Source organism: Aquiflexum sp. TKW24L (genome assembly GCF_023502205.1).
Classification (GTDB): Bacteria; Bacteroidota; Bacteroidia; order Cytophagales; family Cyclobacteriaceae; genus Cognataquiflexum.
Map to the genome: position 1 here is coordinate 24,354 of NZ_JAMFLG010000036.1, position 22,057 is coordinate 46,410.

The following is a 22,057-nucleotide window of genomic DNA, read 5'->3' on the forward strand; positions in this document are numbered from 1 at the left end:
TATTTCAGGGTTAAGGTCCCGAAAAATCCCCAAATATGACTTCATCAGGTATTCTTTCCCTTTTGTCGATGCAATTTCACTCCCTATCTATTTGATTTTTATATGATTTAAATCAGATATTCCTTTGTTGGGTAATCTGTCCAAAAGACAAGCAGATTCAAAACAAAGAGATGAAAACTTCAATCCACTTATTATTTGCGCTATTCCTCATTATAGGGATCAATGTCTCAGAAGGATACGCCCAAGGATCAAAACCTGAATATATTGTATCGGGAAAGGTACTAGATAAATCAAACAACCAACCTGTTGCTTATGCAGCAGTGTCATTGGTAGATGCCGAAACACGTCAGAACGTGGCCGGAGCGGTTGCTGATTTTGACGGGGTTTTTATTATATCAAACTTCAAAAACGGCAATTACCTCGTTCAGGTATCTTTTATGGGTTTTCAGGCAATTACCTCAGACCTAATCGAAATTACTGATCAAAACACTTCTACGGATTTGGGTTCTATTTTATTGGTGCAGGAAGCTGTAGCGCTTCAGGAAGTAACTGTCATGGGACAGCGTGACCTGATCGAAGAAAGAGTAGACAGGACGATATATAATGCGGAAAATGATAAAACACTTGTAGGTGGTGATGCCTCTGATGTATTGAGAAGGGTTCCGATGCTTTCTGTGGATATGGATGGTAATGTGTCCATGAGAGGTAGCTCAAGTATTTTGGTTTTGTTAAATGGAAAGCAGTCTGCCATCGTAGCTACAAACGTCGCTGAGGCTTTAAAGCAGATTCCTGCAGAAGAAATTAAATCTGTGGAAGTAATTACTTCACCCTCTGCCAAATATGATGCAGAAGGAACAGGTGGAGTAATCAACATTATTACTAAGAAAAACAACATTCAGGGTGCTTCCCTAAATATCAATAGCAGTGCGGGATTAAGGGGATCAAACCTTGGATTAAATGCAAGTTTGAAGCAAAAGAAAATGTCTTGGACACTGGGCGGATTTGGAAGGGCAGGATATAATATCCTTGGATTTTTTGAAAACCAACAGTACATCACGAATGCCGACGGAACTACAAGAAACATTTCCCAATACGCAGATACAAGAAGCAACATGCTTTTTGGCAGGTATAACTTAGGGTGGGATTATGAAATCAACAAATTCAACTTTTTGACTGCTTCCGTAAGTTATGGTCTTCGTAACATGAGAAACCGACAGGATGGATTATTGACAGATACTTACTTGGATGAAGTACTTCAGAGTTCATTGTTGAGAGATGTCAATACAGATAACCTTTCCAATAACGTGGATGTGAATTTCAACTATACCAAATCTTATGAAAAGAAAGGAAAAGAATTCAGTATCTCCGGCTTATTTAGCCAAAATAACCTGACCAATGATTTCATCAACAGCCAATATGATGAAAATTTCACAGGCATTTCGAGCAGGATTAAAAACCTGAACGCAGGTATCAACCGTGAATTTACCATTCAGTTGGATTACGTCACGCCTTTGGCTGAAAATCAAATCCTGGAATACGGTGCAAAAAACATCCTGAGAAAAGCAGTCAGTGACTTCGCATATTTCACCGCTGAAGGTCCTGATGGAGAGTTTGTGGAAGTTCAAGATGTTACATTTTCCAACGAATTCAGTTATGACCAGAATGTAACTGCTGCTTACGCATCTTATACCACCAACTTTTTGAAAAACTATGCCTTCAAGGGAGGAATGAGATATGAATACACAAACATCAACGCGGATTTTACCAATTCAGAACTGAATGGGGAGATTCCATCATTTGGAGTTTGGGTTCCTAGTTTGAACTTGAGCAGAAAACTTACAAAGGGAAATATGATCAAAGCAGCCTATAACAGAAGGGTGCAGAGACCGTCATTAAATTTTCTTAATCCAAACATCAACGCAGCCAATCCTCAGCAAATATCTCAGGGTAATCCATTGTTGGAGCCTGAGTTGACTGATAATTATGAAATGTCATATAGCACCTTTTTCAAAGGTTCAAACTTGAATTTCACTACCTATTTCAGAAACACCTCAGGTTCTATACAGCCTGTAAGGACTGTAAGACAAGACGATATCATTTTCACTACCTATGAAAACATCGGTCAGGAAAAAGCATACGGATTATCAGTATTTGCCAATGTAAACCTGTCAGGTAAATTCTCTGTCAACGGTAGTGTTGAAACTTACTATGCACAGTTGGATAATGGTTTGTCAGATCCTTTGTATGCTGCTTCCAATGATGGATTTGTATTCAGCGGAAGGGTATTTGCCAACTATTCATTGCCAAAAGATTGGCAGGTTCAGGCTTTCACCTTTCAAAGAGGAAGAAGGGTTGAATTGCAGGGAACTTCAGGTGGATTTGGTGTCTATGGTTTGAACTTCAACAAATCATTCAATGAAAAAAGAGGTTCAATCGGTTTTGGTGCTGAAAACTTCTTTACCAAAGTATTCACGATCAACAATGAACTGATTACGCCAACAATTATGCAACAGAGTACAGTTGGATTGAAAAACATGAATTTCAAGATCAACTTCAACTATAGAATAGGAAAATTATCAGTCGATGGACCTTCCAGAAAAAAGAAAAGAGGAGTGACCAACGACGATCTTAAAGAAGGTGGAGACGGCAACAGCGGTGCAGCCGCCGGCGGATCGCGCAATTAATAAATAGTTAAATGATTGGGTAATAGTTATTAATTAACCGTTAGGTTTTGCCTAGCGGTTTTTTTATTTTTTTTGATATTATGTATATCCGCTTTTTCACCACCATCGCTATTTAAAAAATGACCTCGACTTGCGGACAATAATATTAGATAGAATGGTCAGAAACCATTTGGCATAGATTTTCCCCAAAGATTTTTTTTAGAAATAAGCACAAAAAAACCACCCGGACTGCCCAAGTGGTTTTTGTAACTTATTTCAAATTCTCGGAAACTTGTCACTTACTTTTTACCTTTCACTTCCTACTTCCTTCCCTCCCAACTTCCAAACTTCCCACTACCTACTTATACATCACCTTCTTCACAGCATCGATGGTCCTCTTTACATTTGGCAAGGTTGCTTCAATATAAGTAGGAGAATAACTCAAAGGAATATCCATCGAATTCACCCTGATCACCGGAGCATCCAGATAATCAAAGGCATTTCTTTGGATATGATAAGCCAGTTCTGAAGATAGGGCCGCAACAGGATTGGCTTCTTCCACGACCACGCACCTGTTGGTTTTCTTTACAGATTCCAGACAAGTGGCATAATCTATTGGTCTGACAGTTCTCAAATCGATGATTTCAGCTTCGATACCGTCTTTTGCCAGTTCATCAGCAGCTTCATATACCACTTTCATCATTTTACCAAATGAGATGATGGTAACGTCTTTTCCTTTTCTTTTGACATCGGCAACACCGATGGGCAATAAATATTCACCTTCTGGAACTTCACCTTTGTCACTATACATCAATTCAGATTCCATAAAGATTACTGGATCAGGATCCCTGATGGCAGCCTTCATCAAACCTTTTGCATCATAGGGATTGGAAGGAACAATCACTTTCAGTCCAGGAGTATTTGCAAACCAGTTCTCAAAATTTGAAGAGTGGGTAGCACCAAGTTGACCTGCGTTACCTGTCGGTCCTCTAAATACGATTGGAACACTGTAGGCTCCTCCGGACATCGAAAGCATTTTGGCAGCGGAGTTGACGATCTGATCTATGGCAACCAAGGAAAAGTTGAAGGTCATAAATTCGATAATTGGCCTCAAACCATTCATGGCAGCCCCAACTCCCAAACCTGCAAAACCAAGTTCTGCGATCGGGGTATCAATCACCCGATCCGGACCAAACTCGTCCAACATTCCTTGGGATACCTTGTAGGCGCCGTTATATTCTGCCACTTCTTCGCCCATCAGAAACACGTTTTTATCGCGTCTCATTTCTTCGGACATGGCCTCTCTTAATGCTTCTCTATATTGAATAACTCTCATTTTAAACAGTATTTGCGGTCGTAAAAATAGGAAGTAATCCCTCAAATCCAAAACAAGCTTTGGTTTGAGGACCTATATTTTAGGAATGGTTTTTTGGAATGGAAATGGCTCTTGGATTATTGTTTTTCAGGTTTGGTTACAGGCTTGCCCGATTCGACCCAATTATTCAATCCGCCTTCGAGCATGTATATCTTTGTGAACCCAAGTTCCTTCATTTTTTCTGTGGCAGGGATTGTTCTTTTTGCAGACCTACAATAGACATAATAGGTTTTCTTTTTGTTGAGTTTGCTGACTTCTTCCTCAAAGTTGCCTCCGGTCCAATTGACGAAAGTTGCCCCTTCGATATAACCCTCAGCAGTCTCTTCGGGGGTGCGGATATCCAAAATCACCGCCTTCTTTCCTTTGTGACCTTTGATGTCAAATTCCTCAGGGCTAAGTTTGGCAGCACCTTCCTGCGCAATGGACTCTTTTGGGAATGCAATGAAAATCGTGACGATCATCAGCGTCAAAACTGATTTTATCCAAGTTGTGTTGTTGTTCATGATATTGTTGGTATTAGAATTTTTAGGATTTCTTTAGGTATGTACCCTATCTTGCCCCTAGCCATTATTGAACTCGGAGGGATTACAATTGATTGGCTTTGGACTGTCGACTGTGGTCTAATTATCCGCAGTGCTAATCTTTGGCATTTGCCTGTGGCAAAATAGCGGATAATTATATTTCTTTATTTCTTTAGCAACGAATTTACTTATTAAAAAATTTAAAAAGCCCAAAATGAAGAAAATCGGCCTTATTTCTGACTCGCACGGATATATCGATGAGCATGTGATTAGCCATTTGGTAGATGTCGATGAAATATGGCATGCCGGGGATATCGGCGACCTTTCTGTTTTAAGTCAGCTTCCAAAGGAAAAGGTCCTGAGAATCATTACAGGAAATATTGATGACCAAGAGGCAAGAAATGGATATCGGGAAGAATTGTGGTTTGAGGTGGAGGGAATGAAAATAGGAATGATCCACATCGGAGGCAAGCCTCCCCAATATGCCAAAGGAGTCAAAAACCTGATCAGGCAGCACGGGGTGCAGCTATTTGTTTGTGGGCATTCCCATATCTGCAAAGTGGAATTTGACAAAAACCTGAATTGTCTTTACATGAATCCCGGCGCCATGGGTCAGTCTGGCTTTCATATTGTCAGGACGATGTTGCTGTTTGAGATTGAAAGCGGCAAGATCCAGAATCTGAGGGTGGTGGAACTGGGGAAAAGGGGGAGAATTTAAGGGTTAATTGATTATATGGTTAACTGATTATTCGATAAACTTCATTGTGCTAAGTCCAATTCTAAAAATTTGAATTAAGAGCACATTCAGTTTGGCCGATTTAAACAATTAACCAAATATCCCTTTAACCAAATAACCATTAATCATTAACCAATAACAAAAAAAGGCAACGTGTCTACCGTTGCCTTTTTTATTTCTTTGGAAAGAAAAGAAAAATAGGATTAAGCGAAGTTCTTTTTTAGCTCTTCGATGTCAACATTTTTGATTACCGGCTTGGCACTCAACTGTTTGATCTTAATCACTCTTGTATTTTGCTTAAGTCTCTTTCTTTTCAATTTTCTTTTTAATGCAGTAACTCCCATCGTCTTATTCTTTATGTGACCTCAAATGAAGCGCAAAATTAAGATAAAAATTTGATTTTGCTTAACTTTGCCCAAAATTAATGTAAAAGATGGCTGTCCAAAAACCAAGTTTGCCCAAAGGAACCCGTGATTTCGGGCCACTCCAAATGGCGAGGAGAAATTTCATTTTAGATACAATCAAAGATACCTTTAGGCTTTTTGGATTCCAGCAGATCGAAACTCCCGCCATGGAAAACCTGAGTACCCTGACAGGCAAATATGGGGATGAAGGCGATCAGTTGCTTTTTAAAATCCTCAATAGCGGCGATTTTATCAAAGATGTAAAATCGGAAGACCTTCAAAGCGGAAGTTCACAGGTATTGCCTAAAGTGGCAGAAAAAGGCCTCCGGTACGACTTGACGGTTCCTTTTGCGCGATACGTGGTCATGAACAGAAATGACATCTCTTTTCCTTTTAAACGTTTCCAAATCCAACCGGTATGGAGAGCGGACCGACCACAGCGGGGAAGGTACCGGGAATTTTACCAATGTGATGCAGATGTGGTCGGGACTGATAGTTTGGTATGTGAGCTTGAAATCCTGTTGATGATCAAGCGCGTTTTTAATACCCTTGGCATTGCAGATTATGACATCAAAATCAACAACCGCAAAATCCTGACAGGAATCTCTGAAGTGATCGGTGAAAAAGGCAGAGAAGGGGAATTATGTGTTGCGATAGATAAATTAGATAAAATAGGTTGGGAAAAAGTACAGGAAGAACTGACACAAAGGAATTTTGCGCAGGATTCTATTTCCAAGCTAGAGCCTATTATCAGTCTCAAACAAAGTAATGCAGACAAACTCAATTTCCTAAAAACCTTTCTAAAGGATTCCGAAACCGGAATAAAGGGAATTGCCGAACTCGAAGAAGTTTTGGATTTGCTTCATCAATATGGAGAATCCGAAGACCATGTAGATTTCGATGTTGTCTTAGCTAGAGGCTTGACATATTATACAGGCGCAATATTCGAAGTCAAAGTCAATAAGGTTACCATTGGATCGGTAAGTGGCGGAGGAAGGTACGATAACCTGACGGGAGTGTTTGGTTTGGATGGCGTGTCAGGGGTAGGATTTTCCTTTGGTGTGGACAGATTGTACGATGTAATGGATGAATTGGGGATTTTTCCTGAGAGTAATCTGGACAAAACAAAAGTGCTGATTACCCATTTTGATGAAAAAGGATTTGCCTATGGACTTCAAATCCTTCAAAAATTAAGGTCAGCAGGTATTTCTTCAGAACTGTTTCCCGAGACAGGGAAGATCAAAAAGCAATTGACTTATGCAGACAAAAAGCAAATTCCTTTTGTGATCGTCTTAGGAGATAACGAAATCCAAGAATCAAATATCAGCCTCAAAAATCTAAGTTCAGGCTTTCAAGAAACCGTCAGCATTGAAAAAGCCATTGAAATTCTGTGTTAGTACCAATCAAGTATCAAGTAGTCAGTATCAAGTAGCAAGAATTAAGGCATAAGAGAACAAGCGAGATAAATAAAACAAGAATCGACTCAAGATATGTTAAAGCTTAAATAGGAATCAATCCAAGGTTTGATTCCAAATCAATTAACCATTTACAAATAACCAAATAACCAATAACCAAATAACCAATAACCAAATACTTGTACTGAGCGGAGTCGAAGTAACCACCTTTCAGTCCACTACCAAAATCGCATTGATGGGAATATGTCTGTTACATTTCAATGAGACAAATTTGTCTCCTACTGCCCATACAGTAGTGTTGATCTGAAAGGTTTTGCCATTGGCATCCTCAAAAGTTATGGTTGATTTGCTACGAAGGAGGTTGCCTATCGCTTGGGCACGCATCAGTTCAAAATTCCTTATCTTTCGCTCCTTTTCATCTTCAAGAACCTCTTTTTTAGAAAATCTGAGTTCATCGATTTTTTCCTTCTCTATCTTCTCAATGGTTTTCATATGATTTCGATTTATAGAATAAATATACAGGTTATCAATCGATTAATTTTTTCAAAAGGTTTCAAACCCTACATTAAAATTGTCAATGGTAAAGATTACATAATTTAATTCAGTCATCTTTTGCTTTCCTAAGTTGTGCTTCCAACATGCTTGAATTCCCTTATATTTGTGTCTTAATATAAATGAGGTGCTATGTTTGATATGATGAGTATAATGAATAAGGTGAAGGAAGCCCAGGCAAAAATCAAAGATGCCCAGGCCAAATTAGTCCACCTTATAGCCGATGGAGAATCCGGAGCTGGATTGGTTAAAGTAACTGTTAATGGTAACAGAAAAGTAATGTCCATATTTATGGATGATTCACTTGTGAATCTTGCGGACAAAGAAATGCTCAGTGACCTCGTTGTAGCAGCCACCAATAAAGCGCTTGATGCCATAGAAATCAAAATCAAAGAAGAACTCAAATCTGCTACCGATGGCATGATGCCCAATATTCCGGGAATGGATCTTGGCAGTATGTTTTGATGCAGGATGCCGCAATAGTAATATTGAATTACAATGGAGGGGAAATGATGCGAAAATTTCTTCCATCGGTTTCCCAACTCTCCATTTTTCAGGTTGTCGTTGTAGACAATGGAAGCACAGATAATTCAGTAGAAGTGCTTCAAACTGAATTTCCCCATATCAGGACCATTATACTTGATTCAAATTTTGGGTTTACTGGAGGCTATAACCGCGCTTTGGAAATTCTCAAAGGATCATTTGATTATTATATCCTTCTCAATTCTGATGTTCAGGTAGAGCAGGATTGGGATATTAAACTCATTCAATTTTTGAAAGAAAATTCCTCCATCGCAGCAGTTCAGCCAAAAATTTTATCTTATAAGAATGAGGGATATTTTGACTACGCAGGGGCTGGAGGGGGATTTGTGGATGGATTGGGTTATCCCTATTGCAGGGGTAGGATTTTCAATTCGATCGAAATGGATACCGGCCAATATGATGATACCGTGGAGGTAGATTGGGCTTCAGGTGCTTGCATGGCGATCAGGTCCAATATATTTCATACTGTGGGAAGATTTGATGAAAGTTTTTTTGCCCATATGGAAGAAATTGATCTTTGCTGGCGGATAAAAAAAATGGGATTGTCAGTCTATTATTTGGGTACTTCAAAAGTATGGCATGTCGGGGGTGGTACTCTGGACAGGTCAAACCCTTGGAAGACATTCCTGAATTTTAGGAATAATCTCCTCATGCTTTATAAAAATGTAAGTCCAAACCGATTTTTATTGATTTATTTGGTAAGGTTGGTGTTGGATTTATTGGCCTCAGTCATATTTCTTGCGAGGGGGAGCTTTCGGGATGGACATGCTGTATTTGAGGCCCATATTGAATTTCACAAAATGAAATCAAAATTGGAAAAAACCCTTCCACCCAAACAAAAAAATAAGAATGAAATCCAACATTTCAGGAAATCAATCTTATGGGATTATTATATAAGAGGAAAGAAGACCTTCAGCGAACTTTAGTCAAAGAGAACAGGATTGTTCATCTTGCGAAAGTATTTCCTGATCTTCATCATCATGGCAAGACTGACATAGATAATGATCGGAGAACCAAGGGTGATAAAAGAACTGTAAATGAAGAATAATCTTATGCTGTCGATGGGAAAATGAAGACGTTCTCCGAGCTTGTAGCAGACGCCAAAAGCCCTATCTTGAAAAAAAAGTTTTACTTCGTTCATATATAGTTGGTTTTGGATAGCGATGTAAAAGTACTAATTTAAATTCACTAATCTAAATTGATGCCCGATGTTTAATAATCTGATAAAATCAGCCTTCTTTTTTTTAATAACCTATATCATAGCCTCATGCAGTCCAAAAATCGGAATGTATGATGGTCTTTTGAACGGAATTGTCGCAAAACCCGAAGTTTTGCAATTACACAGGGACTCTGTGCGGGTGAGCATTCAGGGTGCTATTCCTTTGGCATTATTGAACCAAGATGCAAAAATCTATCTCTATCCAGAATATGTGTATGGGGAAGGTTCGCTGAGGCTGGGTGAGATTATTCCTTTTGACGGGGCTTACAACAAAAAACTGATAGATGCCATAGTGGACGAGCGTATAGTGTTCCCATATCTGCCTGGAATGGAAAAAGGTGAATTGGTCATAAAAGGAATTGTAGAAAGGAAGAAAGGGACTTTTCAAGCTCCAAACAAAGTTTTGGCATATGGATTAGAGACAACTCCATTATTGACAAGGTATGGTCAGGTTCTTCCAGATCAGCCAATTCCAACCATCGGGATTTACATGATGAGAGATTTTCAGGATATGAACCGGATCGTAACACGGGATTTTTATATTCCCTTTGAATTGGGAAGCAGTCTAAAGCAGGATCCTATATTTCCCGTTGCATTCAGGGATTATTTGATCAAAGGAGAACCTTGGATGAAAATCAATAAAGTAATTGTGACAGGATTGTCTTCCCCGGAATCAAGGGACAACGTCCTAGGTTTGCCAAAAAAGAGGAGTGATTTCATCGTTGAAAAACTGAAAACAAACCGATCCTTGACAAATATTCCGATAGAATCAATGTACCGTGCAGGTGATTGGTTTGACCTGAGGCAACTCTTGAGTGATTATGAGGGAATCTCCCAACAACAAAAAGAAGAAGTTTATGCCATTTTATTGAATGAAAAAAGCTTTGCTTCGCAATTGTCTGATCTTCAAAAGATCTCCGCATACAGGAATATTTCCAGGGATTTGTTCCCTAAATTAAGGTCTGCCAAAATTTCTTTTGAACTTGAAAACACCAAACTGAACGACTTGGAGATTTCATCCGGGGTTTTTGCACTACTCAACGGGCAAAATCCGGTAGAAGGATTTGATCAGGATCATCTGACTTATGCAGGTCAAAATGTACTCAAACTGGACGAAAAGGAGGCTGTCTACAAAAAACTCAACGAACTTTTCCCAAGTGAACTTTCCCATAACAACCTCGGGGTTGTCTATTTAAACATGGCTCAACGCGAATTGGATGTTCGTGAAAGGAATATTTTCATCAGTGATGCAATTTCAAACCTCTCATCGGCCAATAAAATTAAAACCACTTCCATTGCACTTCACAATATCGGCAGGGCCTATTTGTTGCGGGGGGATTATTTCGAAGCTTACATTGCCATCTCTGAGGCATCAACCTTGGAAAAAGAAGAAACAAATGATTTTCTAAACTACAATGAAGGTCTACGTGGTGCTTTGGATATATTAAATGGGGATTATAGACTTGCCACCATCAGATTTAACCGAACAGTTGAAAACGAAAGTAATTTTTTCAATAAGGGGATTGCCTATTTTTTATCAACAGATTATTTATTGGCATTGGAAAACTTTGAGGCTTCAGTACAGTCTGACAGAGATTCTGGGTATGGGTTCTATGGGTTGGCCTTGGTCGCAGCGGTCAATGGGGAGAGGGATACAATGATCGAAAACCTCGGGAAGGCAATCGATCGGAGTGAATTTCTAAAGGAAAAGGCCCTTAAAGATATCAATTTCCAAAATTTCAGGTCGGATCAGGCTTTTATTAATCTGTTTAAGTAAGAAGTGTATATGTGATTTTTTTCCAATAACCATAAAAAACTAGGTTTGGATTTCATTTGAAGTGGTTATAGATTTTGAGTGTGGTCTATGGACTGAATATCAATAGCTCTAATCATTAATTTCAGATTGTGGCGAGGTAGTGGATATTAACAAAATAGTACGTAAGAAGGAGAATATTATCTACTATTAGACCATATTTCATTTTTTAATAAAAATTTTTGATTTTCTTTTTAATCATTTATATTAGTTCCTGAGATAGGAGTTTACCTTTAAAAAACTTCCATTCTTGAAATTGTTGACGAATAATATATTTTACATATATTGGCGTCCAGATAAATTAACATCTGTTAACATTAACCCAAAATCTCTATGCCTATGAGTCCATTCTTTTTTTTTGAAGAGTAAAATAAATCGTTTTAGCACCCCCCTTATTGATGTTTTGAATTAATAATCAAAACTAAGTAAAGACAGGAAACCTGTCAAGGTATAATCAGCAATAGTCAAGGAAATTAAAAATCTACTTCCAAAAACTGTTGCAATTATTTTGAAGATACTTGCAAACGATTGCACTATCTGTCGAATTGATGAAAAATTTTAAAAATATTATCAATTAATAACTAATACCCAATCAATCTATGTTTATGGAAAAACTCTACAAAAGCCTAAGTGTATTCCTACTACTCTTAGTACTTTCCAGCGCCACGGCGTTGGCACAAAAAACGGTCACCGGAACCATCTTGGATGAGTTCGGCGACGGATTGCCCGGCGTTACAGTACTGGTAAAAGGAACCACTACAGGTACAGCCACCGATATTGACGGAAAATTTTCCCTCAATGTGCCAAGCAACGAAAGTGTGCTTGTTTTCTCTTTTATTGGTTATAGAGCTGTCGAACAAATAGTGGGAAACCGCTCTGTGATCGACTTTGCTATGGCGCCGGATGAAAGACAGCTATCTGAATTGGTTATCACAGGTTATACCATTGATAGCCGAAGAGAAACTACAGGTGCGATATCCACTGTTAACCCAAGAGACTTGACCATCATACCTACAGGTAACGTGGAGCAGGTACTTCAGGGTAGGATTGCCGGTGTTACTGTTGTAACCAACGGTCAGCCTGGTACAGCATCTCAAGTGAGGGTTCGAGGTTTCGGAGCATTTGGAGGTAACCAGCCGCTGTATATTGTGGATGGTGTGCCGGTGGAAAGCACCGACTTTCTCAACCCTGATGATATAGAATCTACTACTGTATTGAAAGATGCAGCTGCTGCTTCTATATACGGTGCCAGAGCAGCTAACGGTGTCATTATTTACACTACCAAAGGAGGTAATAAAAAATCTCAAAAATTGAGATTCACTTATGATGGTATGTATGGTGTCACCCAGCCTGGTTCGGGACTTGACATGGCCAATCCACAGGATTTTGCTAATTTAACATGGTTGGCTGAAACCAATCAGGCTCGGATTGACGGCAGAGCACCAAGGTACGAGCATCCTCAATTTGGTACAGGTTCCACACCAGTAATGCCATACTATATTAATGTGGGTGGAGCAGCAGGTGTTGCAGGGCCATTTAGCCAAGCACAATTGGATGAACAAAGGGCTAAGTACAATGTCAATCCGCGGTTAGGTCCTGTTCACCAATTGGTCAGAGCTGCGACAGGCGAAGGTACTGATTGGTATGATGCAGTAACCAGAAATGCTCCTGTTACAAGACACTCTATGGGATTCTCAGGAGGTAACGGCACAAGCAGGTTCTTTATGGGTCTCGGTATCCAGGATCAGGCAGGTATCCTTATCGGAAATGATTTTAGAAGAGTTTCCTTAAGAGCAAATTCAGAGCACAATGTGGGATCCAAAGTTAGAATCGGCCAAAACTTCCAGGCAACTTACCGTTCTGTGTTAGGACAAGGTGGAGGCAATAACGGTCAAGGAGTGGCAGGTGACGAAAATGATATCCTTCAGGCTTTCAGGATGCCATCAATTATCCCTGTAAGGGATGAATTCGGTGGCTATGCAGGTACTGCAGCTAGAGGATTCAACAACCCTAGAAACCCTGTGGCAAACAGAGAAGGTTTGGAAAATAACAGAAATTTCAATGCCAATGCTTTCGGTAACGTGTATTTGGAAGTTGATCCTACGGAGGATTTGACATTCAGAACTTCTATCGGTGGTCAGTATGACAACTTCTACGGAGTAGGATTCAGCAGATTACAGTATGAGAACTCAGAAAACAATTCCGCTTTTGGATACAATGAGTTTTCAGGATATGTTATGCGATGGACATTTACCAATACCTTGACATACACCAAAAAATGGAATCAACATGCAGTGAGAGCATTGGTAGGTCAGGAAGCCTTGAATACCGGTGCAGGAAGAAACATTTCAGGTTTGGGTCAAAATCCCTTCTCAGAAGATCCTAACTTTGTAAATATTTCTAACTTACCAGTTCCAACAAGGCAGGTGAATTCAGGCCAGTTCAAAGGTGTAAATTTCTACTCCCTATTTGCAACTGCCAGGTACACCTTCGATGACAAATATATTGTTGACGCGACTATAAGAAGAGATGGCTCTTCAAGATTTGGTGAGAATAATAGATTCGGTGTATTTCCTGCATTTTCTGCAGCTTGGAGGATTTCTGCAGAGAGTTTCATGGCTTCTGCTACTTGGTTAGATGATTTGAAAATCCGAGGTGGTTGGGGTCAGATGGGTAACTCCAACAACGTTAACCCTGATAACCAATTTAGTTTATTTGGTGGTAACGTTGGTGCATCTTCCTATGACATCGCCGGTACCAACAGCTCTGCAGTCATTGGATTCAGAAGACAAAGATTAGGTAACCCTGATGGAAAATGGGAAACATCTGTTACCAAAAACATCGGTTTTGATGGTACGGCATTTGGCGGAAAATTGGACGTGATTGTTGATTTCTGGCAAAAAGATACTGAAGACTTGTTGTTTACTGTACCGGTTCCTTCAACAGCAGGTTTTAACGCTGCAGCTCCTTCAGTCAACATCGGTGAAATGATGAACAGAGGAGTTGACATCATGGTATCTACCAGAGGTAATTTCAACAAAGACTGGAGATATGAATTCCAAGTCAACGGTGGTTTCTTAAAAAATGAAATCGTCTTCCTTTCTGAAGGATTGGACTTCATTACTTCAGGTAATCCAAGTTTCAGAGGTATTGAACCAATCAGGAATGCAGTGGGCCAACCACTTTCCTCCTTCTTCGGATACCAAGTACAAGGTTTGTTCAGTAGCCAGGAAGATGTAAACAACCACGCTACCCAGACAGGGGCAGCTCCTGGAAGATTTAAATTCCAAGATATCAATGGTGATGGTGTAATTGACGCTGATGACAGGACTTTCTTAGGTAGCCCGGTTCCAAAATTCTCAGGAGGCTTTAACTTCATCATCGGTTACAAAAACTTTGACTTAGCGGCCTATTTCTACGGAACTTCAGGCAATAAAGTCTGGGCTCAATGGAGATGGTTTACTGACTTCTTCCAGACATTTGAGGGTGCAGCAATTTCTAACAGGTTGAATGATGCTTGGACTCCAAATAACCTTGGTGCCACAGTACCTGTTGTCGAAAAAACTGCTAACTTCAGTACTTCAAACGTAGCAAACTCTTACTACGTAGCTGATGGATCTTACTTGAGATTACAAAACTTGACCATAGGCTATACACTTCCAAATGCCATCCTTCAGAGATGGAAGTTGGAAAGATTGAGAGTATTTGCATCAGGTAATAACCTTTTAACTTTAACAGGTTATGATGGATTGGATCCAATGGTCGGTGGTAACGTAGATACTGCTTTTGGTATAGATGTAGGAAACTACCCTGTAACAAGACAATATACCATGGGTATTAATCTTGCTTTCTAATCAAACAATCTGTTTATCAAACTGTTGTTTAAAAAAAAATTCATAAATCAAGTTAAATTATGAAAAACATAAAATATCAATTCGCGGCAATGCTTACAGCAGGGATGATGCTGTTAGCTACAAGTTGTGACGATTCGTTTCTAGATGTACCTCCTGTAGGTCAATTAAGTGAGGCTCAATTGAGTTCTCTTGCCGGGATAGACGCAGTATTAATTTCTGTCTATTCCCAAGTCAATGGTAGATTTCAAAGACTTGCCTCTCCATCCAACTGGGTATGGGGAAGTATCCGGGGTGGTGATGCCAATAAAGGCACTGATCCCGGTGATTTCTCTACCATTAACCCTATTCAAAGATTTGAGACCGATGCTACCGTATCTATTCTCGAAGAAAACTGGAGTGGTAATTTTGAAGGAATAGCACGGGCAAACCAATTGCTAAGGTTGTTAGATGGAAGAGGTTCTGATGTATCAGACGCCTATGCAAGAAATGTAGAAGCGCAGGCTAGGTTCTTGAAAGCACATTTCTACTTCCAACTTTGGAGAAACTTCAATAAGGTTCCTATCATCCCAAAAGATGCTGATTACAAAAAAGGCTTGGAAGAAATCAAGAATGACCAAGAGATGCTACCTTACATTGAGGCTGAAATGAAATTTGCTGCCGATAACCTTCCTGCAACACAACCTCAGGTAGGACGAGTGAATTCTTGGGCAGCTAAAGCATACTTGGGAAAAATCATCCTATACAAAGCCAATCAAACTGGTTCAGCCGCTGATTATCAGGCTGCAAAAGTCCTATTTGACGATGTGATCGCCAATGGGGTAACCAGCAATGGCTTGAAATATGGTTTGGTTCCTTACTATGAAAACATGTTCAGAGGAGCTAATGACAATCATCAGGAATCTATTTGGGCTTACCAGTCTTCTGCCAATACAGGTTCTGTCAACAATGCCAACCCTGAGTTTGACTTGAACTTTCCATACAATACCGGGCCAAACGGACCAGGAAACTGTTGTGGATTTTTCCAGCCTAGCTTTACCTTCGTAAACTCTTTCAGAACAAGCGGAGGATTGCCACTTCTAGATGGTTCTTTCAACGCTCCTGCAAATAGAGTGTTAAGCGACATGGGTTTAGGTACAGCAGCTCCATTCACTCCGGATGCAGGTCCACTTGATCCAAGAGTTGACCATACTACAGGTAGAAGAGGAATACCATATTTGGATTGGCAAGATTTTCCAGGTCAGGCTTGGATAAGAAACCAACCAAACGGAGGTCCATATTCTCCTAAGAAATATGTGTATACCAGGGCTGAGCAAGGTTCTTTCCAAGATAACTCTTCTTGGACTCCAGGTTATACAGGAATCAACTTTATGATTGTCCGCTTTGCAGATGTTTTATTGATGTCTGCTGAAGTAGATATTGAAGTTGGTAGTTTGGAAACTGCAAGAGCTAAAGTGAACTTGGTAAGAACCAGAGCGAAAAACTCTCCAATATTAAGAGCCAATGGTACGCCTGCAGCCAATTATGTGGTGAATACTTATGATGCTGCGTGGACCGATGCCAATATTGCACGTGCTGCTGTAAGATTTGAGCGTAAGTTGGAATTAGGTATGGAAGGACATAGATTCTATGACTTAGTTAGATGGAAAACTGACAAGGCTGAATTGGATGCTTACTTTGCGTTGGAAGGCGTATTGTTGCCAGCCGCAATGGGCAGTACTGGTTATGATATCAAACATCGTTTGTTACCATTACCGCAAAACCAGATTGACTTGGTTGGTTCTAGCACCTTGATTCAGAATCCTGGATTCTAATCAATAAGAATTTAAAAATAAATGGGAGAAAGAGGTGGCTGAAAAGTCACCTCTTTTTTTGTGATTTCAATTTCATTTTTGGCTTTTCTTTTTTGGTATCACATAAATACCCGTAAATTCAAACCCTGACCCAAAGCGCTATTTAACCCAATCAGAGCCATGAAATCTTACTATTACCTTGGTGCATTTTTATTGCTATCAATTGCTTCCTGCACCAAAAAAGAAGACACACTTTTCAACCTTCTTTCAATGAAGGACACTGGGATTGACTTCAATAACCTTATTGTAGAATCAGATTCCTTTAATATCCTTACCGACGAATATATTTTCAATGGAGGTGGTGTAGCAGTGGGTGACTTTAATAATGACGGGCTTCCGGATTTGTTTTTCACAGGAAATCAGGTGGCCAATAAACTTTATTTGAATGAGGGTAAGTTGAAGTTCAAGGATGTAAGCACTGTGTCCGGCATTGAAGCAAAGGACAGGTGGAGCACTGGGGTAACGGTGGTGGATATCAATGGAGATGGTCTGTTGGATGTTTACGTTTGTGCTGCCATGTTTAAAGAAAATGAAAAGAGGGCTAACATGCTATTCGTAAACCAAGGTTTGAATAAAGATGGAATACCGACTTTTATAGAATCAGCCGCCCAATACGGTATAGCAGGAACTGACAATAGCATGATGGCTACTTTTTTTGATTATAACAACGATGGTTTACTTGACCTCTATGTACTCAATAATGAACAGAGCAAATCCATCCCATCCAATTACAGGGAAAAAATCGCTGATGGATCCGCTATCAACAATGACCGGCTTTACCGAAACAATGGCAATGGAACCTTCACTGATGTCACCATAGAGGCTGGAATCACCATCGAGGGATTTGGGCTTGGACTGGCTGTGGCTGACTTGAATGGCGACGGATGGTCTGACCTGTATATCAGCAATGATTACACTACCAATGATATCCTGTATATCAATAACCAAGACGGTACTTTTTCCAACCAATCAAAAACTTTTCTCAGACACCAAAGCATGTTTTCAATGGGTTCTGACATTTCCGATTATAACAATGACGGCTTTCCGGACATCGTCACCCTGGACATGTTGGGAGAAACCAATTTCAGGAAGAAGACTACCATTTCCAAAAACTCATACCAAACCTATATCAGTAACGAACAATGGGGCTATGAATACCAACATGTGCGCAATATGCTCCATGTAGGAAATGGACCCAATATTCCCTTCAGCGAGATCGGCTTTATGGCAGGTATGTACCAGACAGATTGGTCTTGGTCACCATTGTTTGTGGACATGGACAATGATGGAAATCGGGATCTCTTGATCACCAATGGTTTCCCGAGGGATATCACTGACAAAGACTTTGCAAACTACAGGGCTGATGTGGGGGGAGTGGCCTCTATCAGACAATTATTGGATTCTATTCCTATCATCAAAATCCCGAATTATAGCTACAGAAACCAAGGCGATTGGACTTTTGAAAACGTTGGTCATACTTGGGGACTCAATAAATCCTCATTTTCCAACGGGGCTGCTTACGTGGACCTCGATCAAGATGGTGACCTCGATTATGTAGTCAACAATATCAATGACCCGGCTTTTGTCTTTGAAAATACTTTGAATACAAGGGATTCCAAACCCAACTACTTTAGGGTAAAATTACAAGGAAGTAAAAACAATTCATTTGGGATTGGTGCTAAAGTAGTTCTCAGGTTTGGACAGGACAAATTCCAATACCACGAACAGCAGCTTTCAAGAGGGTATTTATCCGCAGTGGAGGATATTGTTCATTTCGGTTTGGACACAATAAATGAAATAAGCTCCTTGGAAATCCTATGGCCCGATGGAAGGTATGAAAAGACTGACCACCTGCATGCCAATCAGGTGATAGAACTCAAACATGCAAACGCTTCCCCTAAGCCAGGCGACCTTCAGTTTCCTTTGGGACCAAAAACAGTAACTCCACTTGTAGAAGAAATATCCGGGCACCTAGGGATAAATTTTATACATCAGGAAATGGATAAAATAGACTACAATGTCCAAAGAACACTCCCTCACAAACTCACTCAATTTGGTCCAAGCTTGGCTGTAGGGGATTTAAATGGCGATGGCTTGGAAGACTTTATCATTGGAAGTGCTTCAGGTTATTCTCCTGTGGTAAATTTACAGCAGTCGGATGGGACTTTTTCTTCGAAGGAAATGTTTGCAACTGACATTGAAAAATCCTTTGAGGAAATGGGAATGTTGCTTTTTGACCTCGACAATGACGGAGATCTAGACCTATACCTCGTTTCCGGCAGTTCGGAGTTTTTGCCCGATGCCGCCGAATACCAAGATAGAATATACATTAATGATGGAAAAGGAAACTTTGCTGAACAAAAAGAAAGCATACCTGCATTCAAATCCAGTGGTACCGTAGTCCGTGCAGCAGATTTTGACGGGGATGGATTCGTGGAACTTTTTGTAGGAGGAAGGACTCCCATCGCCCAATACCCATTGCCTGACCAATCTCTCATCTTGAAAAACAACCAAGGGAGATTGGAAGATGTCACAGACATCGTCGCACCCGGATTGCGCAGGATCGGCATGGTCACAGACGCCCTTTGGACAGATGTGGATGGAGATGGTAGGCCGGATTTGATGGTAGCAGGCGAACTCATGCCCATCACGGTTTTCCTCAACAAAGGTAGTAAGCTGCAAAAAATGACAGATTCAGGTTTGGAAAATCATTTGGGATGGTGGAACAGCCTCGTTGCAGGGGATTTTGACGGAGATGGGGACATCGATTATGTGGTAGGAAATATGGGTGCCAACAATTACTATCATCCGACAATGGACCGCCCGGTGAAAATCTATGCCAAAGACTTTGACAATAACAAAAGCATAGACCCTGTCACCATCACCTATTTCAAAGACAATGAAAACAAATACATTCCTGTGCCTGCGCACTATTGGGATGATTTGTATGGACAGAGCACCCTTTTCCGAAGGAAATTTGAGAGGTATAAGCAATATGCAAGAATCACGGAGGCTGATTTGTTTACGGCCGAAGAATTGGAGGGCGTCACCATCCTGCAAGGGAATTACGACCGTAGCAGCTACATTGAAAACCTTGGAAACGGTAAGTTCAAAATCCATGAATTACCTTTAATGGCCCAAATAGCTCCGGTTAATGGCATGGCGGTCGATGATATCAATGGCGATGGAAACCTCGATGTCCTTTTGGTGGGCAATGACTATGGCAATGAGGTATTCTCAGGCAGGTATGATTCCATGACCGGATTGGTTTTGTTGGGAGATGGAAAAGGTGGATTTGAGGCTGTAAGGAGTTTGGAAAGTGGGTTTTTAGTACCTGGAGATGCCAAATCCATGGCGGTCTTGACCATGGCTGATGGTAAAAACATCTACCTGTCTACCCAAAACAGAAGCACCATGAAAGTCCATGCGCCATTGAAGGCAAGTCCGGGAAAGGTATTTAAAGTTCCCGCAGGGATCCACACCTTGGTATTGGAATTAGAAAATGGCAAAACCCGAAAGATTGAGGTTTTCAACCGGTCAGGTTTCCTTTCCAACTTGGGAAGTACTATTTCCTTGCCTGCAAATGTGAAGAGCCTGAAAGGGATTGATTACAAAGGGGGAGTAGTGGAGGTAGAATTTTAATTGGATAAGTCAAAATATTTGTATTACATTTGTATTACAAATCTTGTAATTGTAACTTTATGCTAAATGTTAGACTTGATGAACAGACAGAGGCTCAATTAAATTCTTTGAGTCAGAAGAAAGGAGTTTCCAAATCTGCTTTGGTGAAAGAAGCATTGGATTTATTTTTAAAAAACGAAAAGGCTGAAATCTCAGCCTATGAATTGGGAAAGGATTTGTTTGGGGTGGATGGGAGTGAAGATCCTGAAGGCTCTCAAAATTTCAAGGCCAAAATAAAACAAAAATTGCATGGAAAATATTCTCATTGATGCAGGGCCCCTGATAGCATTATTTAGTAAAAGAGACAATTACCATAAAAGAGCAGTTCAATTTGTAAAAGAAAATAAGCTGATTTATTGGACGACTTGGCCCGTTGTTACAGAAGCATGTCACATGCTAGATTTCAGTATAAAGGCCCAAACCAATTTATTGGAATGGTGCGATAGAGGAGGAATTTTTTTTGTAGACCTCAATCAAAACCACTTAAAAAGGCTGATTGAATTAAGTTTAAAATATTCAGATGTTCCAATGGATCTAGCAGATGCTTCGATTATTGTTGCCTCAGAATTAAAAGGAATAAAAAAAATTGCCACCATTGATACAGATTTTTATATATATAGAGATGTCCGAAAGAATTTTCTCACAAATGTATTTTTATAACCTAAGGCGGGCTCTCAAAATTTCAAAGCCAAAATCAAACAAAAATTGAATGGAAAATAGCAACATTGATACTATCCTATTTGGTGGAATTATTCGTTAATTTTTTCCTTCCAAAAGATTATCTGAGCATCTTTTCTTTATGCAATCCAATTATAGACCATTCGAAAAACTACCCCAAAGTAGGAGCAAAGCCATACCAAAGTAGTACCAGCGTAGTACCAGCGTAGTACCAAAGTAAGTGATAGTGCGAGCTTACCCCTCTGACAAACCTGCCCATTGTTATCTCATTACCTAGAAACCCGACCAAAGTTGGCAATCCAGAAACAAATACAAACATTTTCTCCCCTATGTTTAGCAGGATTCTATGAAGCAAAATCATCTGTGAAAAACCTTTAAATCTGTGGTTAAAAAAATCCCCTTTCCTGTTTTGTAGTTGCCCTATTTTAATCACCTCATTAACCTGTAATCTCCAACAAGACCACACGAAAACATGACAACACTGATTATACAACAATTATAACAACTACAACAATTACAACTATTCTCCCCACCCGGGTGTAGTTAAGCGATTGATAGTGGAGTGGGTGTAATTTGCAATTATACCCTTTTATCTTTTCCATCCACGACAATTGTCGGGATGTAATTGGATTCAACCAATCACCCAAACGAAAGGTAATTCTTGGTAAAATGAATGGCATCCCGACAGCTGTACCATAGCCGTCAAGCTAACAAAAATAGATACGGCCTGGAGGATATTGAAAAGGGTGATAT

Annotated in this window: 15 protein-coding genes; 11 read left to right on the top strand and 4 right to left on the bottom strand. The window is 40.0% G+C overall.

The genetic code is table 11. The features are described 5' to 3' along the window. Positions 1-170: 170 nt before the first annotated feature. Positions 171-2,684 carry a TonB-dependent receptor gene (locus tag M3O96_RS18115; RefSeq protein ID WP_249722877.1) on the top strand — a complete coding sequence of 838 codons (2,514 nt, stop codon included), beginning with the start codon at positions 171-173 and terminating at the stop codon, positions 2,682-2,684. A gap of 337 nt (positions 2,685-3,021) precedes the next feature. On the opposite strand, the gene M3O96_RS18120 is transcribed toward M3O96_RS18115, so the two are convergent. Both M3O96_RS18120 and M3O96_RS18125 read right to left on the bottom strand, forming a co-directional pair. Further along, entirely contained in the window at positions 3,022-3,999 is a 978-nt protein-coding gene (locus tag M3O96_RS18120) for a pyruvate dehydrogenase complex E1 component subunit beta (protein WP_249722878.1), read from the bottom strand. A 116-nt stretch (positions 4,000-4,115) separates the two neighbouring features. Then, positions 4,116-4,541: a rhodanese-like domain-containing protein gene (locus M3O96_RS18125; protein WP_249722879.1), complete on the bottom strand. Its 426-nt coding sequence runs from the start codon at positions 4,539-4,541 to the stop codon at positions 4,116-4,118. Positions 4,542-4,773: 232 nt separating this feature from the next. Here M3O96_RS18125 and M3O96_RS18130 point away from each other — a divergent pair, with 232 nt between their 5' ends. Next, positions 4,774-5,277, top strand: a complete 504-nt coding sequence (locus M3O96_RS18130; RefSeq protein WP_249722880.1) for a metallophosphoesterase family protein — start codon at positions 4,774-4,776, stop codon at positions 5,275-5,277. Between the two features lie 451 nt (positions 5,278-5,728). After that, entirely contained in the window at positions 5,729-7,096 is a 1,368-nt protein-coding gene (hisS, locus tag M3O96_RS18135) for a histidine--tRNA ligase (protein ID WP_249722881.1), read from the top strand. A 228-nt stretch (positions 7,097-7,324) separates the two neighbouring features. Here the strand turns inward: hisS and M3O96_RS18140 are convergent, their stop codons facing one another. Then, complete coding sequence (locus tag M3O96_RS18140; protein ID WP_249722882.1) at positions 7,325-7,606, bottom strand: hypothetical protein; 282 nt, start codon at positions 7,604-7,606, stop codon at positions 7,325-7,327. Positions 7,607-7,798: 192 nt separating this feature from the next. Between M3O96_RS18140 and M3O96_RS18145 the strand changes: the two genes are divergently transcribed. Next, on the top strand, positions 7,799-8,131 hold the full coding sequence (locus M3O96_RS18145) for a YbaB/EbfC family nucleoid-associated protein (protein WP_249722884.1): 333 nt from the start codon (positions 7,799-7,801) through the stop codon (positions 8,129-8,131). Further along, entirely contained in the window at positions 8,131-9,135 is a 1,005-nt protein-coding gene (locus tag M3O96_RS18150; RefSeq protein WP_283774037.1) for a glycosyltransferase family 2 protein, read from the top strand. Before M3O96_RS18145 ends, M3O96_RS18150 begins: the two co-directional genes overlap by 1 nt. Here the strand turns inward: M3O96_RS18150 and M3O96_RS18155 are convergent. Then, complete coding sequence (locus M3O96_RS18155) at positions 9,132-9,350, bottom strand: PspC family transcriptional regulator (protein ID WP_249722887.1); 219 nt, start codon at positions 9,348-9,350, stop codon at positions 9,132-9,134. The genes M3O96_RS18150 and M3O96_RS18155 overlap by 4 nt on opposite strands. Positions 9,351-9,417: 67 nt before the next feature. Here M3O96_RS18155 and M3O96_RS18160 point away from each other — a divergent pair, with 67 nt between their 5' ends. The 6 genes from M3O96_RS18160 (at position 9,418) to M3O96_RS18185 (ending at position 21,286) form a co-directional block, all read left to right on the top strand. Next, on the top strand, positions 9,418-11,205 hold the full coding sequence (locus M3O96_RS18160) for a tetratricopeptide repeat protein (RefSeq protein WP_249722889.1): 1,788 nt from the start codon (positions 9,418-9,420) through the stop codon (positions 11,203-11,205). Positions 11,206-11,840: 635 nt separating this feature from the next. Beyond that, on the top strand, positions 11,841-15,095 hold the full coding sequence (locus M3O96_RS18165; RefSeq protein WP_249722891.1) for a SusC/RagA family TonB-linked outer membrane protein: 3,255 nt from the start codon (positions 11,841-11,843) through the stop codon (positions 15,093-15,095). Positions 15,096-15,154: 59 nt separating this feature from the next. Then, positions 15,155-16,906 (top strand): RagB/SusD family nutrient uptake outer membrane protein, encoded by a 1,752-nt coding sequence (locus M3O96_RS18170; RefSeq protein ID WP_249722893.1) that lies wholly within the window; start codon positions 15,155-15,157, stop codon positions 16,904-16,906. Between the two features lie 159 nt (positions 16,907-17,065). Continuing rightward, a complete protein-coding gene (locus M3O96_RS18175; protein ID WP_249722895.1) occupies positions 17,066-20,587 on the top strand; it encodes a CRTAC1 family protein in 3,522 nt (1,173 codons plus the stop codon). Positions 20,588-20,646: 59 nt separating this feature from the next. Then, positions 20,647-20,895, top strand: a complete 249-nt coding sequence (locus tag M3O96_RS18180) for a ribbon-helix-helix protein, CopG family (protein ID WP_249722896.1) — start codon at positions 20,647-20,649, stop codon at positions 20,893-20,895. After that, positions 20,876-21,286 carry a type II toxin-antitoxin system VapC family toxin gene (locus tag M3O96_RS18185; protein ID WP_249722897.1) on the top strand — a complete coding sequence of 137 codons (411 nt, stop codon included), beginning with the start codon at positions 20,876-20,878 and terminating at the stop codon, positions 21,284-21,286. Before M3O96_RS18180 ends, M3O96_RS18185 begins: the two co-directional genes overlap by 20 nt. Positions 21,287-22,057 lie beyond the last annotated feature (771 nt).